The organism is Allorhizobium pseudoryzae, assembly GCF_011046245.1.
In the GTDB taxonomy this organism is placed as follows: domain Bacteria; phylum Pseudomonadota; class Alphaproteobacteria; order Rhizobiales; family Rhizobiaceae; genus Neorhizobium; species Neorhizobium pseudoryzae.
In genome coordinates, this window is record NZ_CP049241.1 from 377,032 (window position 1) to 398,552 (window position 21,521).

The window sequence follows — 21,521 nt, forward strand, 5'->3', positions numbered from 1 at the left end:
CGTGAACGCCACCCCTGAAGACGTGCAGAAAAAGAGCCGGGAGGCCAAGGCCCGCCGCAAGGATACGCTCGACAAGGATCTCGAGAAGATCACCCATCTCGAATATGCTTCGCAAAATGTCTCGCGCGGCATCCTGGTCCCCAGCCTCGTCTTCCTGCTGCTGACGGTCTTCGCGCTTTTGGTCGTCGTCTCACTGCTCGGCCATACCGCGCTCATCATCCCGATCTTCGCCTGCCTGGTGGCGGCCTACATGGCCATGAACATCGGCGCGAACGACGTTGCCAACAATATCGGCGCGGCGGTGGGTGCGCGCGCCTTCAGCCTCGGGCTTGGCCTCACCATCGCCGCCGTCTGCGAAGTTGCCGGGGCCCTGATTGCCGGCGGCCGGGTGGTCGATACGATTGCCAACGCCATTCTACGGCCCGCTGCGTTCACCCATCCGGACTATCTGGTGTGGAGCATGATGGCGGCCCTTCTGGCCGCCGCGATCTGGATCAACATCGCCACCTGGATGAGCGCGCCGATCTCCACCACCCATTCGATCGTCGGCAGCGTGATGGGCGCCGGCCTTGCCGCCGCCGGGTTTTCCGCCGTCAACTGGACCCTGCTCGTCGGCATCACCGTCAGCTGGCTGATGTCACCGCTGCTCGGCGCGGTGATCGCCATCGCCGTCCTCGCCTTCATCAAGACGACGATCATCTACACGCCGGACAAGATCGCGGCCGCCAGGCGCTGGGTGCCGATCCTGATCGGCCTGATGTTCGGCGCCTTTACCGTCTACCTTGCCCTGCAGCTGACAGGCGAGCCCGCGCGTGCGCCCTTTGCAGCCCTGCTGGCAACGGGCTGCGTGGTCGGCCTGGTGACGTGGGGGCTGTCCGTCCCGCTCGTGCGCCGGCAGTCCGAGGGCTTGGAAAACCGCAACCAGTCGCTGCGCCATCTGTTTCGCGTGCCGCTGATCTTTTCGGCGGCCCTTTTATCCTTCGCCCATGGCGCCAACGATGTGGCCAATGCCGTCGGTCCGCTGGCGGCGATCGTCAACCTGACCCACGGTCAGGCAAGCGGCGGCTCAAGCGAGGTTCCGGTCTGGGAACTGCTGATTGGCGGGCTTGGCATTTCGCTCGGCCTTCTGCTGTTCGGCCCGAAGCTGGTGCATCTGGTCGGCAAGGAAATCACCAAGCTCAACCCGCTGCGCGCCTACTGCGTAGCGCTGTCTGCCGCCGTGACGGTGATCCTCGCCTCGGCGATCGGCATGCCGGTCAGCTCCACCCATGTGGCGGTCGGCTCGATCTTCGGGGTCGGGCTGTTTCGCGAATGGTACATTCGTAATTCGAGGCGCCGGCAAGCCTATCTGAGGATGAAGGCCGGCGGCGAACTTCCCCCGCCGAAGGACGAGACCGAAGCCAATCTCGACGAAGCCCGGCGACGTTATCTCGTTAGGCGTTCCCATCTCCTGACCATCGTCGCCGCCTGGACGATCACCGTTCCGGCATCGGCTGCCCTTGCAGCGGCGCTCGCCTTCATTATGTTCCGGCTCTTCATCTAGGCATTTCTTCAGGACGGACGAATGCGCGCCAATTTCCGCATGCAGCGGCTTTACATCGACGCCCCCCTGGCGGAAGGACTGACGCACGAGACCGCCAGCGAGCAGTTCAACTACCTTATCAACGTGCTGCGCATGCAGGAGAGCGACGAGGTTCTCGTCTTCAACGGTCGTGACGGCGAGTGGAAGGCGGCGCTTCGCCTGCCGAGCCGCAAGAAACTGATGCTCGAAATGCTTGAGCAGACCCGTGCGCAATCCCCCCTGCCCGACCTGCATTACCTGTTTGCGCCGCTCAAGGTGGGGCGGCTGGATTATCTGGTGCAGAAGGCGGTGGAAATGGGTGCCGGGCTGTTGCAGCCGGTGATGACCCAGCACGTGCAGGGCAAGATCACCAGCCTGGAGCGGCTGCAGGCGAACGTCATCGAGGCGGCGGAACAGTGCGGCGTGCTGGCGGTGCCGGAGGTGCGGGCACCGGTGAAGCTCAAGGATCTCCTGGAGCGCTGGCCGGCCGAGCGGCGCATCATCTTCTGCGACGAGGGTGACGAAAGCCACAATCCGCTGCCGATCCTGACAAGCATTTCCGAGCGGTCGCTGGCACTTCTGATCGGGCCGGAGGGTGGTTTTTCCGAAGAGGAGCGGCACTTGCTGCACAGCCTGCCTTTCGTCACCGCCATTCCGCTTGGACCGCGCATCCTGCGCGCCGATACGGCCGCCGTGGCCGCACTGGCCGTGGTTCAGGCAAGCCTCGGCGACTGGCGGTGAGCCTGTCGTGCAACGGGCGCTGACAGTGCTTTAAAAGAAATTCACTTGCGCCCCAGAGTGATCCGGTACAAGCAGCATCTCCCGAAGTTGCACCTTCGGACAGGTATTTTGAGGACAAGGTCAACTTCATGGCCCGCGACACCACCGATCACACCCCTCTCGGTTCCGTTTCCGAACTGACGGCCTATATCGCCAAGGGCTGCAAGCCGAAGGACGAGTTCCGCATCGGCACCGAGCATGAGAAATTCGCCTTCTTCCAGGCGGACCATGCGCCTGTGCCCTATTTTGGTGATCGCAGCATCTCGGCACTCCTGCACGGCATGCAGGAGAAGCTCGGCTGGGAGCCGATCATGGATGGCGAGAATATCATCGGGCTTGGCGAACATGGCGGCATGGGCGCCATCTCGATCGAGCCCGGCGGCCAGTTCGAACTCTCCGGCGCGCCGCTCGAAACGCTTCACGAGACCTGTCGCGAATCCAACCAGCATCTGGCCGTCCTGCGCCAGATCGCCGAACCGATGGGCATCCGTTTCCTCGGCATTGGCGGCAGCCCGAAGTGGACGCTGGCGGAGACGCCGCGCATGCCGAAATCACGCTACGAGATCATGACCCGCTACATGCCCAAGGTCGGCAGCCACGGTCTCGACATGATGTACCGCACCTGCACGATCCAGGTGAACCTCGACTTCTCCTCCGAAGCCGACATGGCGCGCAAGATGCAGCTGTCCTTAAAGCTGCAGCCGCTGGCGACGGCACTGTTTGCTTCCTCCCCCTTCACCGAGGGCAAGCCGAACGGGCTGCTTTCCTGGCGCGGCGAGATCTGGCGCGACACGGACAACCAGCGCGCCGGGCTTTTGCCGCAAGCCTTCGAACCGGGCTTCGGTTTCGAGCAGTATGTGGAATGGGCGCTCGACGTGCCGATGTATTTCATCGTCCGCGACGGCCGCTACCATGACTGCACGCATGTGACCTTCCGGCAATTCATGAACGGGGCGCTGAAGGGCGAGGTCAAGGACTTTGAACCGACGCTCGGCGACTGGACCAACCATCTCGGCACGCTGTTTCCCGATGTGCGGCTGAAGCGTTACCTCGAAATGCGCGGCGCCGATGGCGGCCCTTGGCGGCGTATCTGCGCGCTTCCGGCCTTCTGGGTCGGGCTGCTCTACGATGACGGCGCGATGACGGCAGTCGAAGAGCTGACCCGCGACTGGACCTATGCCGACGTGCTGTCCCTGCGCAACGAGGTGCCCGCCAAGGCACTGTCGGCGGAGATTGCCGGCCGTTCGCTTCTCGATGTGGCGCGCGAGGTGATCAACATCTCCACCGAGGGCCTCAAGGCACGCGCGCGGACGAATGGCGATGGGCAGGATGAATCGATCTTCCTGCAGACGCTTGAAGAGATCCTGGCGAAGAAGCGCACGCTGGCCGAAGACCTGCTGTCTCTCTACAACGGCCGCTGGAACGGCAGCGTGGAGCCCGTCTTCGACGAGTTTCAATATTGAAATCAATGTGAGCAGGGGTTGAACAAACCGGTTTCGCGGGGATCTTTTCCGGCTATAGTGGCGGGACAACAAGAGATTCCAGAGAGGAGCCGACCGGATGTTGCCCCTGTTCGACATGATGCTGAAAGCGCAGAACGGCGCTGCTATGGACACCCTGGCAAAGCAGTTCAATTTGGCCCAGGAACAGGCAGCGCAGGCCATGGCGGCGCTGCTGCCGGCCTTCTCCTCCGGCTTCAAGCGGACGGCGAACAACCCTTACGACTTCATGACCCTGATGCAGGGCGCCTCGTCCGGCAGTTATGCGAAATATTTCGAGGACATGACCAAGGCATTCACGCCGCAGGGCATGGCGGACGGTAATGCGGTGCTGGACAAGCTGTTCGGCTCCCAGGATGTGACGCGGGCGATTGCCAACAATGCCGCCCAGTTGACGGGCGTTGGCCAGGACATCCTGATGCGCATGATGCCGGCCATGGCCGACACGCTGATGGGCGGCCTGTTCAAGCAGATGACCGGCCAGATGAATGCTGCGCCGTTTTCGGCGGAAGCCATGGGGCAGATGACCCAGCAATGGCTGCAGGCGATCGGCTTTGCGCCAAAACCCAAGCCGCAGCCGATCCCCTTCGACAACCCGATGTTCCAGGCCATGCGGGTGATGTGGGGGCTGGAAAAGCCGGCAGAACCGCAGCAGGCCGCCAATCCCTTTCTCGACAATCCCTTCACCAAGGCCTTCCAGGAGATGATGAGCGGCGCCTTCGCCCAGAAACCAGCCGCCCCGGAGCAGCAGGCACCCAAGGCGCCGGAGCCGGCGCCAGAGGCGGCAAAACCGGAAATCGATACGCTGCAGACGATGCTGAACAGCATGTTCGACAGCGGCGTCGAAGTGCAGAAGGCCTATCAGAAGAACATGGAAGCGATCTTCGAAAGCTACATGCGCGGCGCCTCGTCGGACACGGGCAAACCTGCTTCTAACTGATGGCGCAAAACGAAAAGGCCCGGCGCGGTGAAGACCGGCCGGGCAAGAAGCAGGGCTTATTGGCGTTACCCTGCGGGGAAAACTGGTAAGGTCAGCTCCGGCGCGGCAAGACGGCGGAGCGTGAACCGCGCAGGCGCGCCTGCCGCGGCAGAAGCTTGAAGGGATCATCCATCAGGCCGGAGCGGTTGACGGCCACATCCACATCGCGGCGCGTCAGGCCGATATCCTGCAACTGATAATCCTCGAGATCATTCAGCGCGTTCATGGCCTTGCGGTTGCGCAGTGCACGCAGAACGGATTTGACGAAGGCGGTCACTTCGGCAACGAGGCGCGTCTCCGTGGTCCGGGCGGCGGACAGGGCGCGGGCGGTCATCCGTTCGGTCGTGCTCATGATGCAATTCCTTTCTGCAGGCACGCGAAAACCATCCCTTCCGGGGCGGCCGGAAGGGGGACAGCAGGGGCGGTGGGAAACCCGTTGTGGTCTTTGCTGACCCTTGCGTTATGCGAAATCTCTATTGATCAGTCCAACGAATGTTTCTAATGATATGCATCAAACACACTGATGGATCTTCTCATGTCCGCTCCGCTTGATATCGACCAGTTGCAGACCTTCATTGCCATCGTGGATACCGGCAGCTTCACCAAGGCTGCAGACCGCGTGTTCAAGACGCAGAGTGCCGTCTCCATGCAGATGCGACGCCTGGAAGAACGGGTCGGCAAGCAGCTGTTCGCCAAGGATGGACGCGGCAACCGCCTGACGGCGGAGGGCGAGAAGCTTCTCAACTACGCCCGGCGCATCATCCGGCTGAACAACGAGGCGATTGCCGCCTTCGACGATAACCGGCTGGAAGGCACGCTCCGGATCGGCACGCCGGACGATTATGCCGACCGCTACATGCCGGAGATCATCGGGCGTTTTGCGAAGACGCACCCGAACGTGGAGCTTTACATCGTCTGCGAACCTTCGGTCGATCTGGCCGAAAAAATGTCGCGCGGCGAACTGGATATCGCGCTCGTGACCCACAATCCCCGCGCCCGCCAATCGGATGTGGTGCGCACCGAACCGCTCTGCTGGGTGGCCTCCGCCAACCACCCCTTGCGCGACGATGCGCCGGTGCCGCTTGCAGTTGGCCGGCGTGACTGCAACTGGCGCCAGCTTGCCTGTTCGGCACTCGATGCGGACGGCCGCGAGTATCAGGTGCTGTTCACCAGCTGGTCGTCCACGGTCGTGGCGGCGGCGGTGCTCGCCGGCATGGCGGTGTCGGTTCTGCCGGAATCGGCGCTGCGGCCCGGCATGAAGGTGCTCAGCCAGTCGGACGGTTTCCCGCCGCTTCCGCCGGTCCAGATCGGGCTCATGAAACGGCCGGGTCTATCCACCTCGCTGATGACGGCGATTACCGATCACATCACCGCCTGCCTCGACAACATTTCACCGGCCGTCGCGCCGGATGACCTCGATGGCGACATGAAGGCCTATGGCCGCTCGGCCACCCGCATGCGCGCGCCGCAGCTGATGCCGGGCTGGTAAGGTCACCGATCACCATTGAAAAAGGGCGCGCGCCGTGTGGACGCGCGCCCTTGTCGTTTCGCGTGTGCGTCCGCTCAGGCAGCGGCGCGCGTGCTGGCGCCACGCCGGATGGCAGCGTTGTGTGGCTGATCGGAAAGGGTGAAATCCGCGACAAGATCGGACAACTGCCGTGACTTTGCCCGCATCACCGCCGAGGCCGCCGTGGTTTCCTCGACCATGGCCGCGTTCTGCTGTGTCGTGCGGTCCATCTGAGACACGGCTTCGTTGATGTCCTGGATGCCGCTGGCCTGCTCGCGCGCCGAACTTGCAATGGCGGCGATGACCTCGTCGATCTCTGCCACCTTGCGGACGATGCCGTTCAGGGTCTGGCTGGTGCTTTCCACCAGCGCCACCCCGTGCTTGACCTGATCCGAGCTGGTCGAGATCAGGTTGCGGATGTCCTTGGCCGCGTCCGCGGAGCGCTGTGCCAAAGCGCGGACTTCGGAAGCGACAACGGCAAAGCCCTTGCCGGCATCGCCCGCCCTTGCCGCTTCCACCCCGGCGTTCAGCGCCAGCAGATTGGTCTGGAAGGCGATCTCGTCGATCACCGAGACGATGCGGGCGATCTCCTGCGAGCTGGAGGCGATCTGGTCCATCGCCGCCTCGGCTTCCGTCATGATCTGGCCGGTGCGGCCGACCTCGTCGCGGGTAAGCGTCGCGACGCGGCTTGCGGTCGCCGCGCCTTCGGAGGTTTTCCGAACCGTGGTCGTCAGTTCGTGAAGGGCGGTCGCGGTTTCTTCCAGCGCCTGCGCCTGCTGCTCAGTCCGGCGTGACAGGTCCTCACTGGCAACGGACACCTCCTCCACCACGTTTCGCAGATCACCGACGGTGTGGACGATCGTCGTCATGACGCCGTCGAGGGCCTCGGTGGCGCGGTTGAAGTCCTGCCGCGCACCTTCATTCTTCTGCGGCAGCACCTGTGTCATCCGAACGGCCAGATTGCCGCCCGCAAGTTCGTTCAAGGCATCGCCCAAAACCTGCATGGCATGGCGGTCGGCTTCGGCGTCGGCGGCTCTCTCGCGCTCGAAGGCGTCCCGCTGCGAGGCCGCCTCGCCGTTGATATCCTCCGTCAGCACGTGAACAGCGACGGCGATATCGGTAAAAATCGATTCCATGAGACTGCGCAGATAGGCCTCACGCTTGCGCGGCGACCATTTCGTTTCCTGCAGAACCACCAGCGCCCATTCTGCGGCATAGACGGAAGCGGCCTTAACGATGAAATTGGTAAAACCGGTTTTTTCCGCGATCGACCGGATGACTGGGGCCTGAGCGGCAAAATAGCGAGTGTTGAAGTTGCCTTCGCAGAGATGCTGGAACTTGACCCTCTCTCGCTCCACCACATCGTCCGAGAGAACAGTGATAGATGGATCGAATGACTGATAACAACGCAGGCTGACGTCTTTAATATGTTTTTCTAATATCTGAAACAAATCCTGGCCAATGGCTTGACGTTCGCCTGACCAAGGCTTGATATCCTCTTCGATTTTGCTCATTTTGGCCCACCCCAATCTTAATAGGCCAAAATCCGGAAACAACGTTAATTTTTGTATTTCGTTGCATTGCAAGATCTAAGAGGGCCGGACGTGCTTCCGGCCCTGCTGATGGTGACGATCAGCCCATGTGCCAGCCGTGGCTGACGGTCAAGGACTGGCCGGTCAGCGCATTCGTCTCGAAGCCTGCGAGGAACAGCGCCACCTCCGCGACATCCTCGACGGTGGTGAATTCGCCATCCACCGTTTCGCCCAGCATCACCTTCTTGACGACCTCTTCCTCGGAAATGCCGAGCGTTGCCGCCTGTTCCGGGATCTGCTTGTCGACGAGCGGCGTGCGGACGAACCCGGGGCAGATGACATTGGCGCGGATGCCGTGCTGGCCACCTTCCTTGGCCAGAACACGGGCCAGGCCGAGCAGACCGTGCTTGGCGGTCACATAGGCGGATTTGAGCGGCGAGGCCTCATGCGAATGCACCGACCCCATATAGATCACCGCGCCGCCACCTTGCGCCTTCATGTGCGGCACGCAGGCCTTGGTGGTGAGGAAGGCGCCGTCCAGATGGATGGCCAGCATCTTCTTCCAGTCGGCAAAGGGGAAATCCTCGATGCGGTGGACGATCTGGATGCCGGCATTCGAGACGAGGATATCCACGCGCCCGAAGACTTCAACGGTCTTGGCGACGCCGGCATTGACCGCGCCTTCGTTGGTCACGTCCATCTCGACGCCGATCGCCTTGCCGGGACCGATGCTCGACAATTCGCTTGCCTTCGCCTCGGCTGCGTCGAGTTTCAGGTCGGCGATCACCACATGGGCCCCCGCCTCGACATACCGTTTGGCGATGGTGGCGCCAATGCCGCTGGCGGCACCGGTGATGATGGCGACTTTTCCGTTGAGTGTCATGGTACAGGCTCCTTGGTTCAGGCCGAGCGGCGGGCCGGATGGGCCGGTGCCGTCTCGACCGCTTCGTCGCGATCGCGCTCCTTGTCCTGAGCGAGGTCGAAGATCTGAATGCCGTTCTTGGGCCGCCCGCGTCTTGTCCATTTCGGGTGCGTCAGCGTGCGCACGGCATCGTCGTAACCGGCCTTCCAGTTCTCCTCGACCGTGGCGCGCGAGAACTCGGCGTCCATAGCGTGGGAATCATAGGTGGCGGCACGATGGATGAGGTGGACGATCGTCACGTCGTACTCGACGCCGAGCGAGCGCAGCAGGGCGGCATCCTCATCCTCGCGCAGGTCGGGCGGCAGTTTCTCGAGCAGACGGCGAGCGGCGCGGCGGATCATCTGCTTCTTGGCAAATTCATCGGTGTTCATGCGGGTCCGGCTGGAATAGCGGATCTCCTTGACGCGGGCATCCACCTCCAGCATGTCGCGCGGCATGCAGCCGCGGGCGGAAAACAGATCCACCTGGAAGATGCACAGGTCCGACTCGCCGTGATCGGCGCCCAGCACGTATTGCAGCGGCGTGTTGGAGACGAGGCCACCGTCCCAGTAAAACTCCCCGTCGATCTCGATGGGTGGGAAGCCGGGCGGCAGCGCACCGGAGGCGGCGACATGATGCGCGGTGAGCTTTGTCTTGCGCGTATCGAAATAGGCGAAATTGCCCGTCTTGACGTTCACCGCTCCGAGACTGACGCGAATATTGCCGCGCTGGATCCGGTCGAAATCGACCAGACGGTCGAGGGTCTTGATGAGCGGTTCGGTGTCGTAATGGCTGATCCGGTAATCGGAATTGAGCAGCATCTGGTAGGGCGTCGGCAGGCGGGGCGAGAAGAAGCCCGGCACGCCTGTCATGGTGCCGGCCAGCACCGACCAGTCCTTCATCATGCGTCGACCAAGATGATCGTCGGGCACAAAGCCGTAATCGAGGCCGGAGGAGACCATGTGCCAGAAGTCCCTCAGGTTGCGAACACGGTGTTCCGGTGCACTTCCGGCAATGATGGTGGAGTTGATGGCACCGATGGAAATCCCGGCCAGCCAGTCCGGCTCGATCCCGTGGTTATGAAGGGCCTCGAAGGTTCCGGCCTGGTAGGCGCCGAGCGCCCCACCGCCCTGGAAGACAAGAATATTCTGCGTATCCCGCATGGTTGAAAACTCCGTGACCTGCCGTTTCGCACTGCAGCATAGTCTTCAACATAGGTGATCGCAGTTATTTTTCATCTCTCGGGAGCATTAAACTTCCGTCACAAATGCAACGCCTGAAGCCGCCCCTTTTGAGGGACGGCCTGGTTTGCGGACGGCACGAGAGGCTTTATGCCGCGAGATCGAGCACGATGCGCCCGTCGATCTTGCCTTCTTCCATGCGGTGGAAGATCTCGTTGATGTTCTCGATCTTGTCCCAGGAGAAGTGCGAGGCGACCTTGCCTTCGCCGGCGAACATCAGGCTTTCCTCGAGATCCTGGCGGGTGCCGACGATGGAGCCGCGCACCGTGATGCGCTTCAGAACCGTGTCGAAAACCGGCAGCGAGATGAAGCCCGGCGGCAGGCCGACCAGCGACATCGTGCCCTTGGCGCGCAGGAAGCCATAGGCCTGCTCCATCGCCTTTGGCGAGACGGCGGTCACAAGCGCGCCATGCACGCCGCCCGTTACCTTCTGCACCTGCTCGATCGCATCCGCTGCCCGGCCGTTGACCGTCACATCGGCACCCAGCTTCTTTGCAAGCTCCAGCTTGTCGTCAAAAATATCGGCCGCCACCACATGCATGCCCATGGCCTTGGCATATTGCACGGCCATGTGGCCGAGGCCGCCGATGCCGGAGATGACCACCCACTCACCGGGGCGCACTTCGGTTTCCTTCAGGCCCTTGTAGACGGTGACACCGGCGCAGAGTACCGGAGCAGCGGGGCCGAATGCCAGATTGTCCGGCAGGCGCCCGACATAGTCCGGATCGGCGAGGCCGTATTGCGCGAAGGTGCCGTTGACCGAATAGCCGGTGTTCTGCTGCGAACCGCACAAGGTTTCCCAGCCGGTGCGGCAGGGATTGCAGCAGCCGCAGGCGGTGTGCAGCCACGGCACGCCGACACGATCACCTTCCTTGATGCGGGACACGCCTGAACCGAGCTTGGCCACATAGCCGACGCCCTCGTGCCCTGGAATGAAAGGCGGCTTGGGCTTGACGGGCCAGTCGCCATTGGCGGCATGCAGATCGGTATGGCAGACGCCCGTCGCCTCGTATTTGACCAGGATCTGGCCGGGACCCGGTTCCGGGATCGGCATGTCCTCGATCACCAGCGGCTTGCCGAATTCGCGCACCACTGCTGCCTTCATCATCTGCGCCATGATCTTCTCCTTGTCGAACACTGGGTCGGAACACCGGCGCCCCCGTGACGCCGCGGAAACCCGTTTCGGGCAATCCCTCGCCCGGTTCGATATCTAAAGGAGATGATGACCCGTCAGTTTGATTTGCCGCAAAGGCGGCGCGGATCAGTTGAAGACCAGCCAGACGCCGAGCCAGATCCACAGCAGCATAAGGCAGATCACGCCGGCGATGAAGGCCGGGCGGCGATGGCGGATGCGGTTGGTCGTCACATGGATATAGGCGTGGACATAGCGCGAGACGACAAAACCCCAGGCCAGTGCGACCGTTGCGATATTATCGCCCTGCACCACGTAGAGCGTGACGCAGACGATGTGGAAGAAGAGCGGCAGTTCGAACTGGTTCTTCAGGTTGTTGTGCACGAAGAGGCTGTCTTCCGGCTCCTTCAGGTTCTCGCGGAACTGCGAGACCGTGGCACGGCCTGCCTTGACCGCGGCCACACGACGGCGCGACAAGAGCACATAGAGGGTGAAGACCAGCACCGCATGGGCAATCATCGGCCAGATCATGGCTTCGTTGGTGATCATGGATGCGATGTCTCCCCCGTATAAATCGATGACCGCGGGCAGAGCGCCCGCGGCTTCTTATGGCCCGTTTACTTGCGCAGACGCAAGACTTCCGTTCCCGCACCGTCTTCGCCGGAGATGGTCCAGACGCCATCCAGCACACCCCCGCGCTTCACCTGGTAGATGACGAGACCAACGCTATCGCCCAGGACATAACCGGCGGCGAAGGCATCTTCATGCAGCATGCAGATGCCGACCGATTCGGTCGAACCGGTCTTCCACTCGATCGAGCAGGTGGTCTCGCTCGTCAGCTTGATCCGTGCGGTTCCGCTGTATTTCGAGCCGTCCAGGTTGGTGCCGGACACGTCGTAGAGCCCCGCTTCCACCGTCTGCGCCTGTGCCTGGGCGAGAGACGCTACGGCAAACAGAGCGCACGCAAACAATCGTTTCATGATTTCCCCCGAAGATGCCGGCAGAATTGCCGGCACGGGGAGAATAACCGAGCGCGGGCGGCTGGCAATGGGCCGCCGCCCGTCCGTTTTCGCAATCGGCTTAGCTGCCGGCACCCGGATAGTTCGGGCTTTCGCGGGTGATCGTCACGCCGTGCGGATGGCTTTCACGCAGGCCCGCACCGGAGATGCGCACGAAGGTGGCCTTTTCCTGGAAATCCGGAATATCGCGGCCGCCGACATACCCCATGGCGGCTTTCAGGCCGCCGGCGAGCTGGTGCAGCACCGCCGAGACCGGACCCTTGTAAGGAACCTGGCCTTCGATGCCTTCCGGCACCAGCTTCAGCGTGTCGCGCACTTCCGCCTGGAAATAGCGGTCTGCCGAGCCGCGGGCCATGGCACCGACGGAACCCATGCCGCGATAGGCCTTGAAGGAACGGCCCTGGTAGAGATAGACCTCGCCCGGGCTTTCGTCCGTGCCGGCGAGCAGAGAGCCGACCATGACGGCAGAGGCACCGGCGGCAATGGCTTTTGCCACATCGCCGGAGAACTTGATGCCGCCATCGGCGATCACCGGAATGCCGTGCTTGTTGGCTTCCTCGACGGCGGCCATGACGGCGGCCAACTGGGGTACGCCGACGCCGGCCACGACGCGGGTGGTGCAGATGGAGCCCGGACCGATACCGACCTTGATGCAATCGGCACCGGCATCGATGAGCGCGCGGGTGCCGTCACCGGTTGCGACATTGCCGGCGATGATGCGAACGGAGTTCGTCATCTTCTTCACCTGAGCCACCGCATCCAAGACCTTCTGGGAATGGCCATGCGCGGTGTCGACAACGATCACGTCGATCCCGGCATCGATCAGGCGCTCGGCCCGTTCGCGGCCGTCATCGCCGGTGGAGATGGCGGCGGCGACGCGCAGGCGGCCTTGCGCATCCTTCGAGGCATGCGGGTTCAGCTGCGACTTCTCGATGTCCTTGACGGTGATCAGGCCGATGCAGCGGCCTTCATTGTCGACCACCAGCAGTTTTTCGATGCGATGCGAATGCAGAAGCCGCTTGGCTTCCTGCTGCTCGACGCCGTCCTTCACGGTGACGAGGTTTTCCCGCGTCATCAGTTCATAGATCTTCTGATTGGGATCGGAGGCAAAGCGCACATCGCGATTGGTCAGAATACCGACGAGCCGACCGGGGCGGCTCGCGCCTTCCACCACGGGAATACCGGAAATACCATGCGCGCTCATCAGCGCCTTGGCTTCGGCAAGCGTTGCTTCCGGGCCGATGGTGACCGGGTTGACCACCATGCCGCTTTCGAACTTCTTCACCTGGCGAACCTGCTCCGCCTGTTCAATGGGCGTCAGGTTGCGATGGATGACGCCGATGCCGCCGGACTGCGCCATGGCGATGGCCAGCCGTCCCTCGGTCACCGTGTCCATGGCCGAGGAAATGATGGGCAGGTTCAGCTCGATATCGTGGGCAATACGCGTCGCGATGTTGGTCTGGCCGGGCATGACTTCAGAGTGACCGGGCTGCAGGAGCACGTCGTCGAAGGTCAGCGCCTCTGCGCCGGTTGCGGATTCTACAATGCGAGCCATGCCAATTTCCTTCAGTAAAGGAAGTCCGTCCGGTCGGGAGGTCACCGGATGCGGTCTTCGGGAATGGGAAGTTGGCGAGGGCTGGTAACATGGTTTCCTCCGGATGGAAACTGCCATCGCTTGCAAAATGTGGCACGACGGCAGAATTTCCTCCACCCGTCATGCTGCGGCATCACTTGCGCTGAGCACACCGCTCGAAGGCTGGCCGGTGATTGTTTTCAGACGCGGCCCTCAGCGCCTCGAAGACCCGCAGGATATCCGGGTGCCCTGCTGCGGCCGGCATGAGATCCTTGGCATAGAGATCACGGTTGGCGATTTCCGCCGCAACGCCGATCCGACAGGCCTCGGCCAGCGTGGCCGGCACCTCGGCCCTGACGGCGGCCGACCCGAGACGGGTATTCGCGGGCACTTCGACGCCGTAATGCTGCATGAGGTCGGTCAGCGCCGCGGCATGCTTGCGCTCCGCCTCGATGACGTTGACGAAGGGCCGGACGGCGCCGAACTTTTCCATCACCGCATCATAGAAGGCTTCGGCATTGTATTCATCCTCCAGCGCCCGCAAGAGCGCCTGTTCCGCCTTGATGCTAAGCGGGGCGGCATTGGCAGCGGTCGGGACGACGGGCGCAAGGCTTGCGGCGCACAGGGCCAGGATGGAAAGACTGCGTTTCATGGCTGGATCTCCTCAGCTTGTGACACAAGAAGGCTAACCGCCTTGCCCCTCGTGCCTGCGTGATCCAGATCAATATGAACAAAATCTAATCCAGCATGACCAAACGGTCATGATCGGAGCTTCATGACGCCGCCGCCTGTTCGAGAGCGACCCGCTGCCGTTCCCGGACCAGGGCGCGGATGCGCTCAGCATCCTCGTGCCGCACCGGATTGTAGACGACAAGGCCGAGGTCCGGACGGCCATCCACCGAAAAGCCGGAATATTCCAGTTCGATCGCGCCCAGGACCGCATGGTTCAAGCGCTTGGTGCCCTCGCCATAGAGGCTGACATCATTGTCGTTCCACAGGCGCGCGAAATCCGGGCTTATGGCGCAGAGGTCGCTCACCAGATCGGTGATTTCTACGCTCGCACCGGCGCGTGCGGCATCGGCACGGAAGGCCGCAACCACGAAACGGGCAATGCCATCAAAATCCTGCTGCGCGGCGCGGACCCGGGGATTGCAAAAGACAAGCTTCAGGATGTTGCGTTCGGAGGGCGGCAGGGTCGCATAATCGGTCATGACCACGCAGGCCGCGCAGTTCCAGGCCACCACATCCCAGGTGGCGGTGCGCACGATGGCCGGCGTGGTTTCCATGGCATCCAGAAGCCGCTGCAGGCGGGGCGAGATGCCCTCCACCGGCCGGTATCGCGCCTCCGGCGGATGGCCGAGCCCCAGCATGAACAGATGCTGGCGCTCCGGCTCCGTCAGCATCAGCCCGGTGGCGATGCGATTGAGCACATCCGCCGAGGGCGCCCCGCCTCGGCCCTGTTCCAGCCAGGTGTACCAGGTGGGGCTGATATTGGCGCGCTGCGCCACCTCTTCACGCCGCAAACCCGGCGTTCTGCGGCGGCTTCCGGAGAAACCGAATGCGGCCGGATCAAGCCGAAGGCGGCGATCCCGAAGATAGGAGGCGAGCGTATCGGGCGCTTTGGTCATCGCGAGGCTGTTAGGTCCTATACCATGATAAAGTCACTACTTTAACAGGATGAAGTTTAGGTCCATCAGGATCTCCGAACAAGACAGGAGACTGGACAATGCGTATTTTTCTGACGGGAGCCACAGGGTTCGTCGGGTCCGCGGTGGCAGCCGAACTGCTGCGCGCAGGCCATCAGGTGCTGGGGCTGAGCCGTTCCAAGACAGGCGCGGAGGCGCTCGCCGCACTGGGTGCGGAGGTCTTCCACGGCGACCTCAATGCCCCCGACAGCCTTGCGCAGGGTGCCGACGGCTGCGACGCCATCATCCACACCGCCTTCGATCACGACTTTTCGAATTTTGCAGCCAATTGCGAGAAGGATGCGCGGGTGATTGGCGCGCTTGGCGCCGCACTCGAGGGTTCACAACGGCCCTTCGTGATCACCTCGGTCACGGCCTTTGGCACGGTAGCGCCCGGACAGGCGGCCATCGAGGATCATTTCGACACTCACAGTCGAAATCCACGGATTGTCTCAGAACGGGCCGGCCGGATGCTGCTGGAGCGCGGCCTCAACGTGTCCTTCGTGCGCCTGTCGCAGATCCACGACTCGCGCAGACAGGGCCTGGTGACGGAACTGATCGGCCTTGCGCGGCGCCAGGGCGTCTCTGCCATCCGGGGCGATGGCGCCTGCCGATGGGCCGCAGCCCCTCTGAAGGATACGGCCCTGCTCTACCGGCTGGCGCTCGAAGCGCAGACGCCGGGCGGGTGCTACCATGCGGTTGCCGAGGAAGGGGTTCCGCTTCACGCGATTGCCGCAGCGATCGGCGAACGGTTGAGCCTGCCCGTGGTGTCTCTGGCGCCTGACGAGGCGGTGGTCCATTTCGGCTGGCTGTCGCATTTCATGGAAAGCGACATGTTCGCCTTGAGTGCGGCGACGCAGGAGCGGCTGAACTGGCATCCGGTCGGTCCCGGTCTGCTGGACGACATCCGCAACCTGGGCGAAGCCGCCTGACCTCGTGTCACTTGGCGCTTGATCCTGCGGACAAGACCGCAGGATCAAGCTGCGTGTCAGACCATCAGATCTCGAACTGATAGCTCTTCGGCACGAAGCGGTAGCCCGTCTCCTGCTTTTCGACGTAACCAACGGCGGGGAACGGCATGTGATAGCCGAGGAAGGCGAGCTTGTCGGTCGCAATCATGTCGAAGACCTTCTTGCGGGTTGCCGCCGCCATCTCCTTGTTCATGTCGAAGCGCACTTCCCAATCCGGACGCTGCAGCGACAGAACGAAGTGGTTGGCGGTATCGGCCGTCAGGATCAGGCGGCGGCCACCGGATTCGACGTTGTAGATCATGTGGCCCGGCGAGTGACCGAAGGCCGCCATGCTGGTGATACCGGAGACGACGGAGGCGCCATCGCCGATGAAGGTCATCTTGTCGGCGAGCGGCTTGACATTGGCAAGCACCGCCTTCTGTCCGCCTTCCGCCGGTGTTCCGGCCCGATCCGGGCTGGTCCAGAAATCATATTCCACCTGGCCGGTGACATAGCGGGCATTCGGGAAGGCCGGTGCGCCGTTCTCCATCAGCCCGCCGATATGATCGCCGTGCAGGTGGGTCAGCACGACCACCGTCACATCCTCCGGCTGGTAACCGGCGAGCTTCATGCCATCCACCAGCCGGCCCATGCCATTGGCGCGGCCCCCGGCGCCAAAACCGGTATCGAAGAGCACGACCTCGCTGCCGGCTTTGATCAGCGTCGGGGCGAAGGAATTGACGAAATTGTCGGCGGGCAGGAAATTCTCCTGAAGCAGCGCACCGACCGTCTCGGCGCTCTGGTTCGTGCCAAAGATCTCGTTCGGCTTGCCGGAGGCACGCGCCCCATCCCGCACCACCAGAACCTCGAATTCGCCGACCTTGAAACTGTCCATCGGCGGCGGCATTGTTGCTGTCATCTTTCCATCCGTCGCAGCCGGCTGGCTGCTCTGTGCCCTTGCTTCTCCCGACAGGATTGCCGGTGCGGCCAGAATGCTTACCCCTGCGGATCCCAGAAGGGCCCGCCGTCCCATTGTCACCTGTGCCATCTCAAACCTCCGCTGCGCAGGACCGTTACTGCGCTCTACCCTGTCGGGCGTGGTGTGGATCTTCGGTCGTTGCGAGAAATATGGTGCCAGAGGCCCTGGAGAACCGGTCTCACGTAGACGTGATATTCTGGTCAGGAGCCCGTGATTGTTGTGGCGGGACGATGGAAGCCGGCGTAGGTAGAGATCCGTGATTTCTCGTGATGATCCCCGCCCCATGAACCGCATCGTTCCGCTCATCCTCGCCGTCGCGCTCTTCATGGAGCAGATGGATTCGACCGTCATCTCTACGGCGCTGCCGGCCATCGCGACCGATCTCGGCGTGGGGCCGATCACGCTCAAGCTGGCACTCACCTCCTACATGGTGGCGCTGGCGGTGTTCATCCCCATCAGCGGCTGGATGGCCGACAGGTTCGGTGCAAAAACCATCTTCCGCCTGGCCATCCTGGTGTTCATGGTCGGCTCGATCTTCTGCGCCGTCTCCTCCTCCGTGGTGGAGTTCGTCATGGCGCGCTTCCTGCAGGGCATGGGTGGGGCGATGATGACGCCGGTCGGCCGCCTCGTCCTGTTGCGCACGACGCAGAAAAAGGATCTCGTCTCGGCGATGGCGCTTCTCACCATCCCGGCGCTGGTCGGGCCGCTGACCGGCCCGCCCGTCGGCGGTTTCATCACCACCTATTTCACCTGGCACTGGATCTTTCTCATCAACGTGCCGGTCGGCGTGATCGGCATCTGGCTGGCCACCATCCACCTGCCGGAAATCGAAAAACGCGAGACGCCGCCGCTCGACACGACCGGTTTCCTGCTGATTTCGCTTGCTGCCGCCGGCACGGTCTTCGGGCTTTCGGTGGTGAGCCTGCCGGCCCTGCCGCCGGCTGTCGGCATCGCCACCACCGCCGTCGGCGTGATCTGCGGTGCGCTTTACCTGCGGCACCAGAAGATACATCCGGCCCCGATCCTGGCGCTGTCGCTGTTTCGTAACCAGGCATTCCGGGCAGCGATCACCAGCGGCACGCTGTTTCGCATCGCAACGGGCGCCGTGCCCTTCCTGATGCCGCTAATGCTGCAGCTTGCCTTCGGCATGACGCCGTTCCAGTCCGGCCTCACCACCTTTGCCGGAGCACTCGGGGCTCTGACCGTCAAATTCGTCGCCAAGCGTCTGTTTGCCGCGACGGGTTTCCGCACGACGCTGATCGGGGCGAGCGTGGCGGGTGCGGCAACCACCGCCGTCAACGGCTTCTTCACCGAAGCAACGCCGCAGGTGATGATCATCCTCTTCCTGTTTGCCTCGGGGCTGGCGCGTTCGATGTTCTTCACCGGCACCAATGCGCTCAGCTATTCCGAAATCGAGGACCGCGAGGCGAGCCAGGCGACTTCGATCAGCTCCGTGCTGCAGCAGGTCAGCCTGGCGCTCGGCGTCGCGTTTGCCGCCTTCGTGCTGGAGGCATCGTCCTACCTGTCCGGCTCACACCTGCAGCTTGCCGATTTCCATCTCGCCTTTTACCTGGTGGCCGCCGTCTCGCTCGCCGCACTGCTGCCGCTGCTGTCGCTGCCCGCCAATGCCGGCTCCGGCGTCTCCGGCCACCGCCGTTACCAGCGGACGGTGGAAGCGCCGGGGGAGTGAAAAGGCTTACGCCTCGGCCTCGTCCGCAGAAATTTCGTCCGCGGGCGCACCCTCTTCATCGGCCGCATCCGGACGCGCGGCACGGCGCCCCTTGAACCCTTTGGCGAGCAGGAACATCTCGACCGATTCCGATCGGGACGAGGCCGGCTTGATGTGCAGGACCTGGCGGAAGTTCTGCTTCAGCAGCGTCAGAAGTTCGCGCTCCGTGCCGCCCTGGAAGGTCTTCGCCAGGAAGTGGCCGCCTTCGCCGAGAACCTCGATCGCAAAATGTGCTGCCACTTCACACAGATGCATGGTGCGCAGGTGATCGGTCTTCTGGTGGCCGGTGGTGGGGGCCGCCATATCCGAAATGACCAGGTCCGGCGTGCCGCCGACGGCTTCCAGCAACAGGTCCGGCGCGGAGGGATCGAGAAAGTCGCGCTGCAGGAATTTGACGCCCGGGATCGGTGCCATTTCGAGGAAGTCGATCGCGGCGACGCGGATATCGTCTTCCGTCGAACCGGTGACCTTGGCGGCGATCTGCGACCAGCTGCCGGGTGCGGCCCCGAGATCGATGATGCGCCGCGCGCCCTTCAGAACCTGGTGCTTCTCGTCGATCTCCAAAAGCTTGAAGGCCGCGCGCGCGCGATAGCCTTCGAGCTTCGCCCGCTGCACGTAAGGATCGTTGATGTGGCGTTCGAGCCAGCGGCGCGACGAGGCCTTCAGCTTGCCCTTCTTCACCTTCTGGCCGAGCTTGCGGCCGATTGGCGTCTTTGTCATCGGCTCTTCTCCGGAGCATCCTGTGCGTTCTGTTCGACCTGCCGGCGCCTGAGGCGACGCCAGACACCGTCATCGGCCATCATATCCGTCAACAGCCCTTCCCGCAGGCCGCGATCGGCCACCCGCATGCGCCGGCTTGGCCAACGCCTGCGGATTGCTTCCAGAATGGCGCAACCGGCGAGAACCAGATCGGCACGATCCGGCCCGATGCAGGGGTTGGAGGCGCGGCCCTCGAAATCCCAAGAGAGAAGCTTGGCCTGCATGGCGGAGACTTCCTGATCCGACAGCCAGAGCCCGTCCACCTTGCGCCGGTCATACCGCGGCAGGTCGAGATGCACGCCGGCCAGCGTCGTCACCGTGCCGGAGGTGCCGATCAGGTGAAAGTCCTCGTCACTGCTGCTGAGGCCCGGGGAATGAAAGCCTTCCAGCATGGTCTCCACCTCGGTGACCATGGCGGCAAAGACATCCGGCGTGACATTGCGGCCGCCATGGCGTTCCGACAACGTCACGACACCGACCGGCAGCGAGGTCCAGTGGGTGATGTGGTTGGCGAGCCGGCTGGAGCGGTTGTCGCGGATGCGGATGACGGCAATTTCCGACGACCCGCCGCCGATATCAAAGAGCACGACGGAGCGCGCCTCGCGCCCGACGAGCGAGGAGCAGCCGGAGACGGCCAGCCGCGCTTCGGTTTCGCGGTCGATGATCTCGAGCTTCAGCCCCGTCTCGCGCGTCACGCGTTCGAGAAATTCCTCGCCATTGGCAGCCGCACGGCAGGCTTCGGTGGCGATCAGCCGCATCTTGCGGATCTGCCGGGTGGCCAGCTTGGCGGCGCAGACGCGCAGGGCCTCGACCGCGCGGTCCATGGCTTCGGGCGACAGGCGACCGGTTTTCGCCAGCCCCTCGCCGAGGCGCACGATGCGCGAAAAGGCATCCACGACGCGGAACTGGCCGGGCCGCGTCGGCTGGGCGATCAGCAGGCGGCAATTGTTCGTGCCGAGATCCAGCGCAGCGTAGAGATCCTCCGGGCCGGAGCGGCGACGCAGGGTCTCGATCGCCTCCAGATCCGGCAGCGCCCGGGCGCGGTCACCGCCACGATTGTCCGATCCACGCGCCGAGATGGCGGGGGCTGCGTGATCGGCTCGCTGTGTCGCCGCCTGGCCGTGTTTGCCGGCATGGCCGGAATGCCCGTGTTGTCCCTGGTGGCGGCCATGGCCTCCACCCTTTCCATGCGCGGGTTTGCCATGCGGCACCAGCGGGCGCCCCTGCGGGCCACGCGCTTCGCTTTTCTTCTTGCCCCGGCCACGCCGGCGCCCGGTGCCTGGCTTCTGCGTGCCAGCCTGTGGCTCCGCCGTCGCCCCAGCCTTGCGTTCGACATGCTTGCCGGCATTCGCAGCGGCGCTCGGCATGCCACTGGCGTCCGGCAGCGCCGCGGTGGCTTCTTCGCGACCGTTCTCCCGCCCCTGCTCGCGTCCGCCTTCTGCGGCACGCGCACGGCGGCGCTTTCGCTTGCGCGGCGGTTTGTTTTCCTGGATCTCAGGACGTCTGGCATCGCGGCTGTCGATTACATCGCTGCCACGCACGGGGGATACGGCGGCCGACGGTTTGCCGCCCCGCTTTCCCTTCCGCCGGCGGGCGGACTTGCCACCCGGCCGGGTTGTTGCCGACGCCCCGCCTTCGGGCGGCTTGCCGCCGCTGTCGGGGTTCATCACGGATCTGTCCATCTGGCCGCGCAGA

20 protein-coding genes are annotated in these 21,521 nt (G+C 63.4%); 7 read left to right on the plus strand and 13 right to left on the minus strand.

Translation table 11 applies throughout. The annotated features are described in order from the left end of the window. Position 1 precedes the first annotated feature (1 nt). The 4 genes from G6N78_RS02030 (at position 2) to G6N78_RS02045 (ending at position 4,780) form a co-directional block, all read left to right on the plus strand. On the plus strand, positions 2 to 1,543 hold the full coding sequence (locus G6N78_RS02030) for an inorganic phosphate transporter (protein WP_234905860.1): 1,542 nt from the start codon (positions 2 to 4) through the stop codon (positions 1,541 to 1,543). Positions 1,544 to 1,564: 21 nt separating this feature from the next. Further along, complete coding sequence (locus G6N78_RS02035; protein WP_165215224.1) at positions 1,565 to 2,302, plus strand: 16S rRNA (uracil(1498)-N(3))-methyltransferase; 738 nt, start codon at positions 1,565 to 1,567, stop codon at positions 2,300 to 2,302. 128 nt (positions 2,303 to 2,430) lie between these two features. Continuing rightward, complete coding sequence (locus tag G6N78_RS02040) at positions 2,431 to 3,804, plus strand: glutamate--cysteine ligase (RefSeq protein ID WP_165215226.1); 1,374 nt, start codon at positions 2,431 to 2,433, stop codon at positions 3,802 to 3,804. Between the two features lie 97 nt (positions 3,805 to 3,901). Next, a complete protein-coding gene (locus G6N78_RS02045; RefSeq protein ID WP_165215229.1) occupies positions 3,902 to 4,780 on the plus strand; it encodes a DUF937 domain-containing protein in 879 nt (292 codons plus the stop codon). Between the two features lie 91 nt (positions 4,781 to 4,871). Here G6N78_RS02045 and G6N78_RS02050 read toward each other — a convergent pair whose 3' ends face one another. Beyond that, positions 4,872 to 5,171, minus strand: a complete 300-nt coding sequence (locus G6N78_RS02050; protein ID WP_165215231.1) for a YjiS-like domain-containing protein — start codon at positions 5,169 to 5,171, stop codon at positions 4,872 to 4,874. Between the two features lie 183 nt (positions 5,172 to 5,354). Here G6N78_RS02050 and G6N78_RS02055 point away from each other — a divergent pair, with 183 nt between their 5' ends. Then, on the plus strand, positions 5,355 to 6,308 hold the full coding sequence (locus G6N78_RS02055) for a LysR substrate-binding domain-containing protein (RefSeq protein ID WP_165215234.1): 954 nt from the start codon (positions 5,355 to 5,357) through the stop codon (positions 6,306 to 6,308). 74 nt (positions 6,309 to 6,382) lie between these two features. Here the strand turns inward: G6N78_RS02055 and G6N78_RS02060 are convergent, their stop codons facing one another. The 9 genes from G6N78_RS02060 to G6N78_RS02100 form a co-directional block, all read right to left on the minus strand. Next, the gene (locus tag G6N78_RS02060) at positions 6,383 to 7,840 is read right to left on the minus strand and encodes a methyl-accepting chemotaxis protein (RefSeq protein ID WP_165215237.1); all 1,458 of its coding nucleotides are present in this window, start codon (positions 7,838 to 7,840) and stop codon (positions 6,383 to 6,385) included. Between the two features lie 118 nt (positions 7,841 to 7,958). Further along, positions 7,959 to 8,741, minus strand: a complete 783-nt coding sequence (locus G6N78_RS02065) for a 3-hydroxybutyrate dehydrogenase (protein ID WP_165215239.1) — start codon at positions 8,739 to 8,741, stop codon at positions 7,959 to 7,961. Positions 8,742 to 8,758: 17 nt separating this feature from the next. Further along, the gene (locus tag G6N78_RS02070; protein ID WP_165215242.1) at positions 8,759 to 9,922 is read right to left on the minus strand and encodes a patatin-like phospholipase family protein; all 1,164 of its coding nucleotides are present in this window, start codon (positions 9,920 to 9,922) and stop codon (positions 8,759 to 8,761) included. Positions 9,923 to 10,088: 166 nt separating this feature from the next. After that, positions 10,089 to 11,117 carry an alcohol dehydrogenase AdhP gene (gene adhP, locus G6N78_RS02075; RefSeq protein WP_165215245.1) on the minus strand — a complete coding sequence of 343 codons (1,029 nt, stop codon included), beginning with the start codon at positions 11,115 to 11,117 and terminating at the stop codon, positions 10,089 to 10,091. Positions 11,118 to 11,261: 144 nt separating this feature from the next. Next, the gene (locus G6N78_RS02080) at positions 11,262 to 11,678 is read right to left on the minus strand and encodes an MAPEG family protein (RefSeq protein ID WP_165221160.1); all 417 of its coding nucleotides are present in this window, start codon (positions 11,676 to 11,678) and stop codon (positions 11,262 to 11,264) included. Between the two features lie 71 nt (positions 11,679 to 11,749). After that, positions 11,750 to 12,112, minus strand: a complete 363-nt coding sequence (locus G6N78_RS02085) for a hypothetical protein (RefSeq protein ID WP_306416204.1) — start codon at positions 12,110 to 12,112, stop codon at positions 11,750 to 11,752. A 100-nt stretch (positions 12,113 to 12,212) separates the two neighbouring features. Then, complete coding sequence (gene guaB, locus G6N78_RS02090; RefSeq protein WP_165215248.1) at positions 12,213 to 13,706, minus strand: IMP dehydrogenase; 1,494 nt, start codon at positions 13,704 to 13,706, stop codon at positions 12,213 to 12,215. A gap of 172 nt (positions 13,707 to 13,878) precedes the next feature. Next, positions 13,879 to 14,376: a ferritin-like domain-containing protein gene (locus tag G6N78_RS02095; RefSeq protein WP_165215250.1), complete on the minus strand. Its 498-nt coding sequence runs from the start codon at positions 14,374 to 14,376 to the stop codon at positions 13,879 to 13,881. A 121-nt stretch (positions 14,377 to 14,497) separates the two neighbouring features. Continuing rightward, the gene (locus tag G6N78_RS02100; protein WP_165215253.1) at positions 14,498 to 15,352 is read right to left on the minus strand and encodes a helix-turn-helix transcriptional regulator; all 855 of its coding nucleotides are present in this window, start codon (positions 15,350 to 15,352) and stop codon (positions 14,498 to 14,500) included. Positions 15,353 to 15,450: 98 nt separating this feature from the next. Here G6N78_RS02100 and G6N78_RS02105 point away from each other — a divergent pair, with 98 nt between their 5' ends. Then, positions 15,451 to 16,341 (plus strand): SDR family oxidoreductase, encoded by an 891-nt coding sequence (locus G6N78_RS02105; RefSeq protein WP_165215256.1) that lies wholly within the window; start codon positions 15,451 to 15,453, stop codon positions 16,339 to 16,341. A gap of 64 nt (positions 16,342 to 16,405) precedes the next feature. Here the strand turns inward: G6N78_RS02105 and G6N78_RS02110 are convergent, their stop codons facing one another. Next, positions 16,406 to 17,407: an MBL fold metallo-hydrolase gene (locus G6N78_RS02110; RefSeq protein ID WP_165215259.1), complete on the minus strand. Its 1,002-nt coding sequence runs from the start codon at positions 17,405 to 17,407 to the stop codon at positions 16,406 to 16,408. A 214-nt stretch (positions 17,408 to 17,621) separates the two neighbouring features. On the opposite strand from G6N78_RS02110, the gene G6N78_RS02115 reads away from it, so the two are divergent. Next, a complete protein-coding gene (locus G6N78_RS02115; protein WP_165215261.1) occupies positions 17,622 to 19,028 on the plus strand; it encodes a DHA2 family efflux MFS transporter permease subunit in 1,407 nt (468 codons plus the stop codon). A gap of 6 nt (positions 19,029 to 19,034) precedes the next feature. On the opposite strand, the gene G6N78_RS02120 is transcribed toward G6N78_RS02115, so the two are convergent. After that, on the minus strand, positions 19,035 to 19,787 hold the full coding sequence (locus G6N78_RS02120; RefSeq protein WP_165215264.1) for an RlmE family RNA methyltransferase: 753 nt from the start codon (positions 19,785 to 19,787) through the stop codon (positions 19,035 to 19,037). Continuing rightward, entirely contained in the window at positions 19,784 to 21,493 is a 1,710-nt protein-coding gene (locus G6N78_RS02125; protein WP_234905861.1) for a Ppx/GppA phosphatase family protein, read from the minus strand. The genes G6N78_RS02120 and G6N78_RS02125 overlap by 4 nt, the downstream gene beginning before the upstream one ends. Positions 21,494 to 21,521 lie beyond the last annotated feature (28 nt).

Bases quoted from the DNA above. Each gene is read 5' to 3' on its own strand.
- G6N78_RS02035 (WP_165215224.1), top strand. From the start codon at position 1,565: ATGCGCGCCAATTTCCGCATGCAGCGGCTTTACATCGACGCCCCCCTG.
- G6N78_RS02040 (WP_165215226.1), top strand. From the start codon at position 2,431: ATGGCCCGCGACACCACCGATCACACCCCTCTCGGTTCCGTTTCCGAA.
- G6N78_RS02045 (WP_165215229.1), top strand. From the start codon at position 3,902: ATGTTGCCCCTGTTCGACATGATGCTGAAAGCGCAGAACGGCGCTGCT.
- G6N78_RS02050 (WP_165215231.1), bottom strand. From the start codon at position 5,171: ATGAGCACGACCGAACGGATGACCGCCCGCGCCCTGTCCGCCGCCCGG.
- G6N78_RS02055 (WP_165215234.1), top strand. From the start codon at position 5,355: ATGTCCGCTCCGCTTGATATCGACCAGTTGCAGACCTTCATTGCCATC.
- G6N78_RS02060 (WP_165215237.1), bottom strand. From the start codon at position 7,840: ATGAGCAAAATCGAAGAGGATATCAAGCCTTGGTCAGGCGAACGTCAA.
- G6N78_RS02065 (WP_165215239.1), bottom strand. From the start codon at position 8,741: ATGACACTCAACGGAAAAGTCGCCATCATCACCGGTGCCGCCAGCGGC.
- G6N78_RS02070 (WP_165215242.1), bottom strand. From the start codon at position 9,922: ATGCGGGATACGCAGAATATTCTTGTCTTCCAGGGCGGTGGGGCGCTC.
- adhP (WP_165215245.1), bottom strand. From the start codon at position 11,117: ATGGCGCAGATGATGAAGGCAGCAGTGGTGCGCGAATTCGGCAAGCCG.
- G6N78_RS02085 (WP_306416204.1), bottom strand. From the start codon at position 12,112: ATGAAACGATTGTTTGCGTGCGCTCTGTTTGCCGTAGCGTCTCTCGCC.
- guaB (WP_165215248.1), bottom strand. From the start codon at position 13,706: ATGGCTCGCATTGTAGAATCCGCAACCGGCGCAGAGGCGCTGACCTTC.
- G6N78_RS02095 (WP_165215250.1), bottom strand. From the start codon at position 14,376: ATGAAACGCAGTCTTTCCATCCTGGCCCTGTGCGCCGCAAGCCTTGCG.
- G6N78_RS02100 (WP_165215253.1), bottom strand. From the start codon at position 15,352: ATGACCAAAGCGCCCGATACGCTCGCCTCCTATCTTCGGGATCGCCGC.
- G6N78_RS02105 (WP_165215256.1), top strand. From the start codon at position 15,451: ATGCGTATTTTTCTGACGGGAGCCACAGGGTTCGTCGGGTCCGCGGTG.
- G6N78_RS02110 (WP_165215259.1), bottom strand. From the start codon at position 17,407: ATGGCACAGGTGACAATGGGACGGCGGGCCCTTCTGGGATCCGCAGGG.
- G6N78_RS02115 (WP_165215261.1), top strand. From the start codon at position 17,622: ATGAACCGCATCGTTCCGCTCATCCTCGCCGTCGCGCTCTTCATGGAG.
- G6N78_RS02120 (WP_165215264.1), bottom strand. From the start codon at position 19,787: ATGACAAAGACGCCAATCGGCCGCAAGCTCGGCCAGAAGGTGAAGAAG.
- G6N78_RS02125 (WP_234905861.1), bottom strand. From the start codon at position 21,493: ATGAACCCCGACAGCGGCGGCAAGCCGCCCGAAGGCGGGGCGTCGGCA.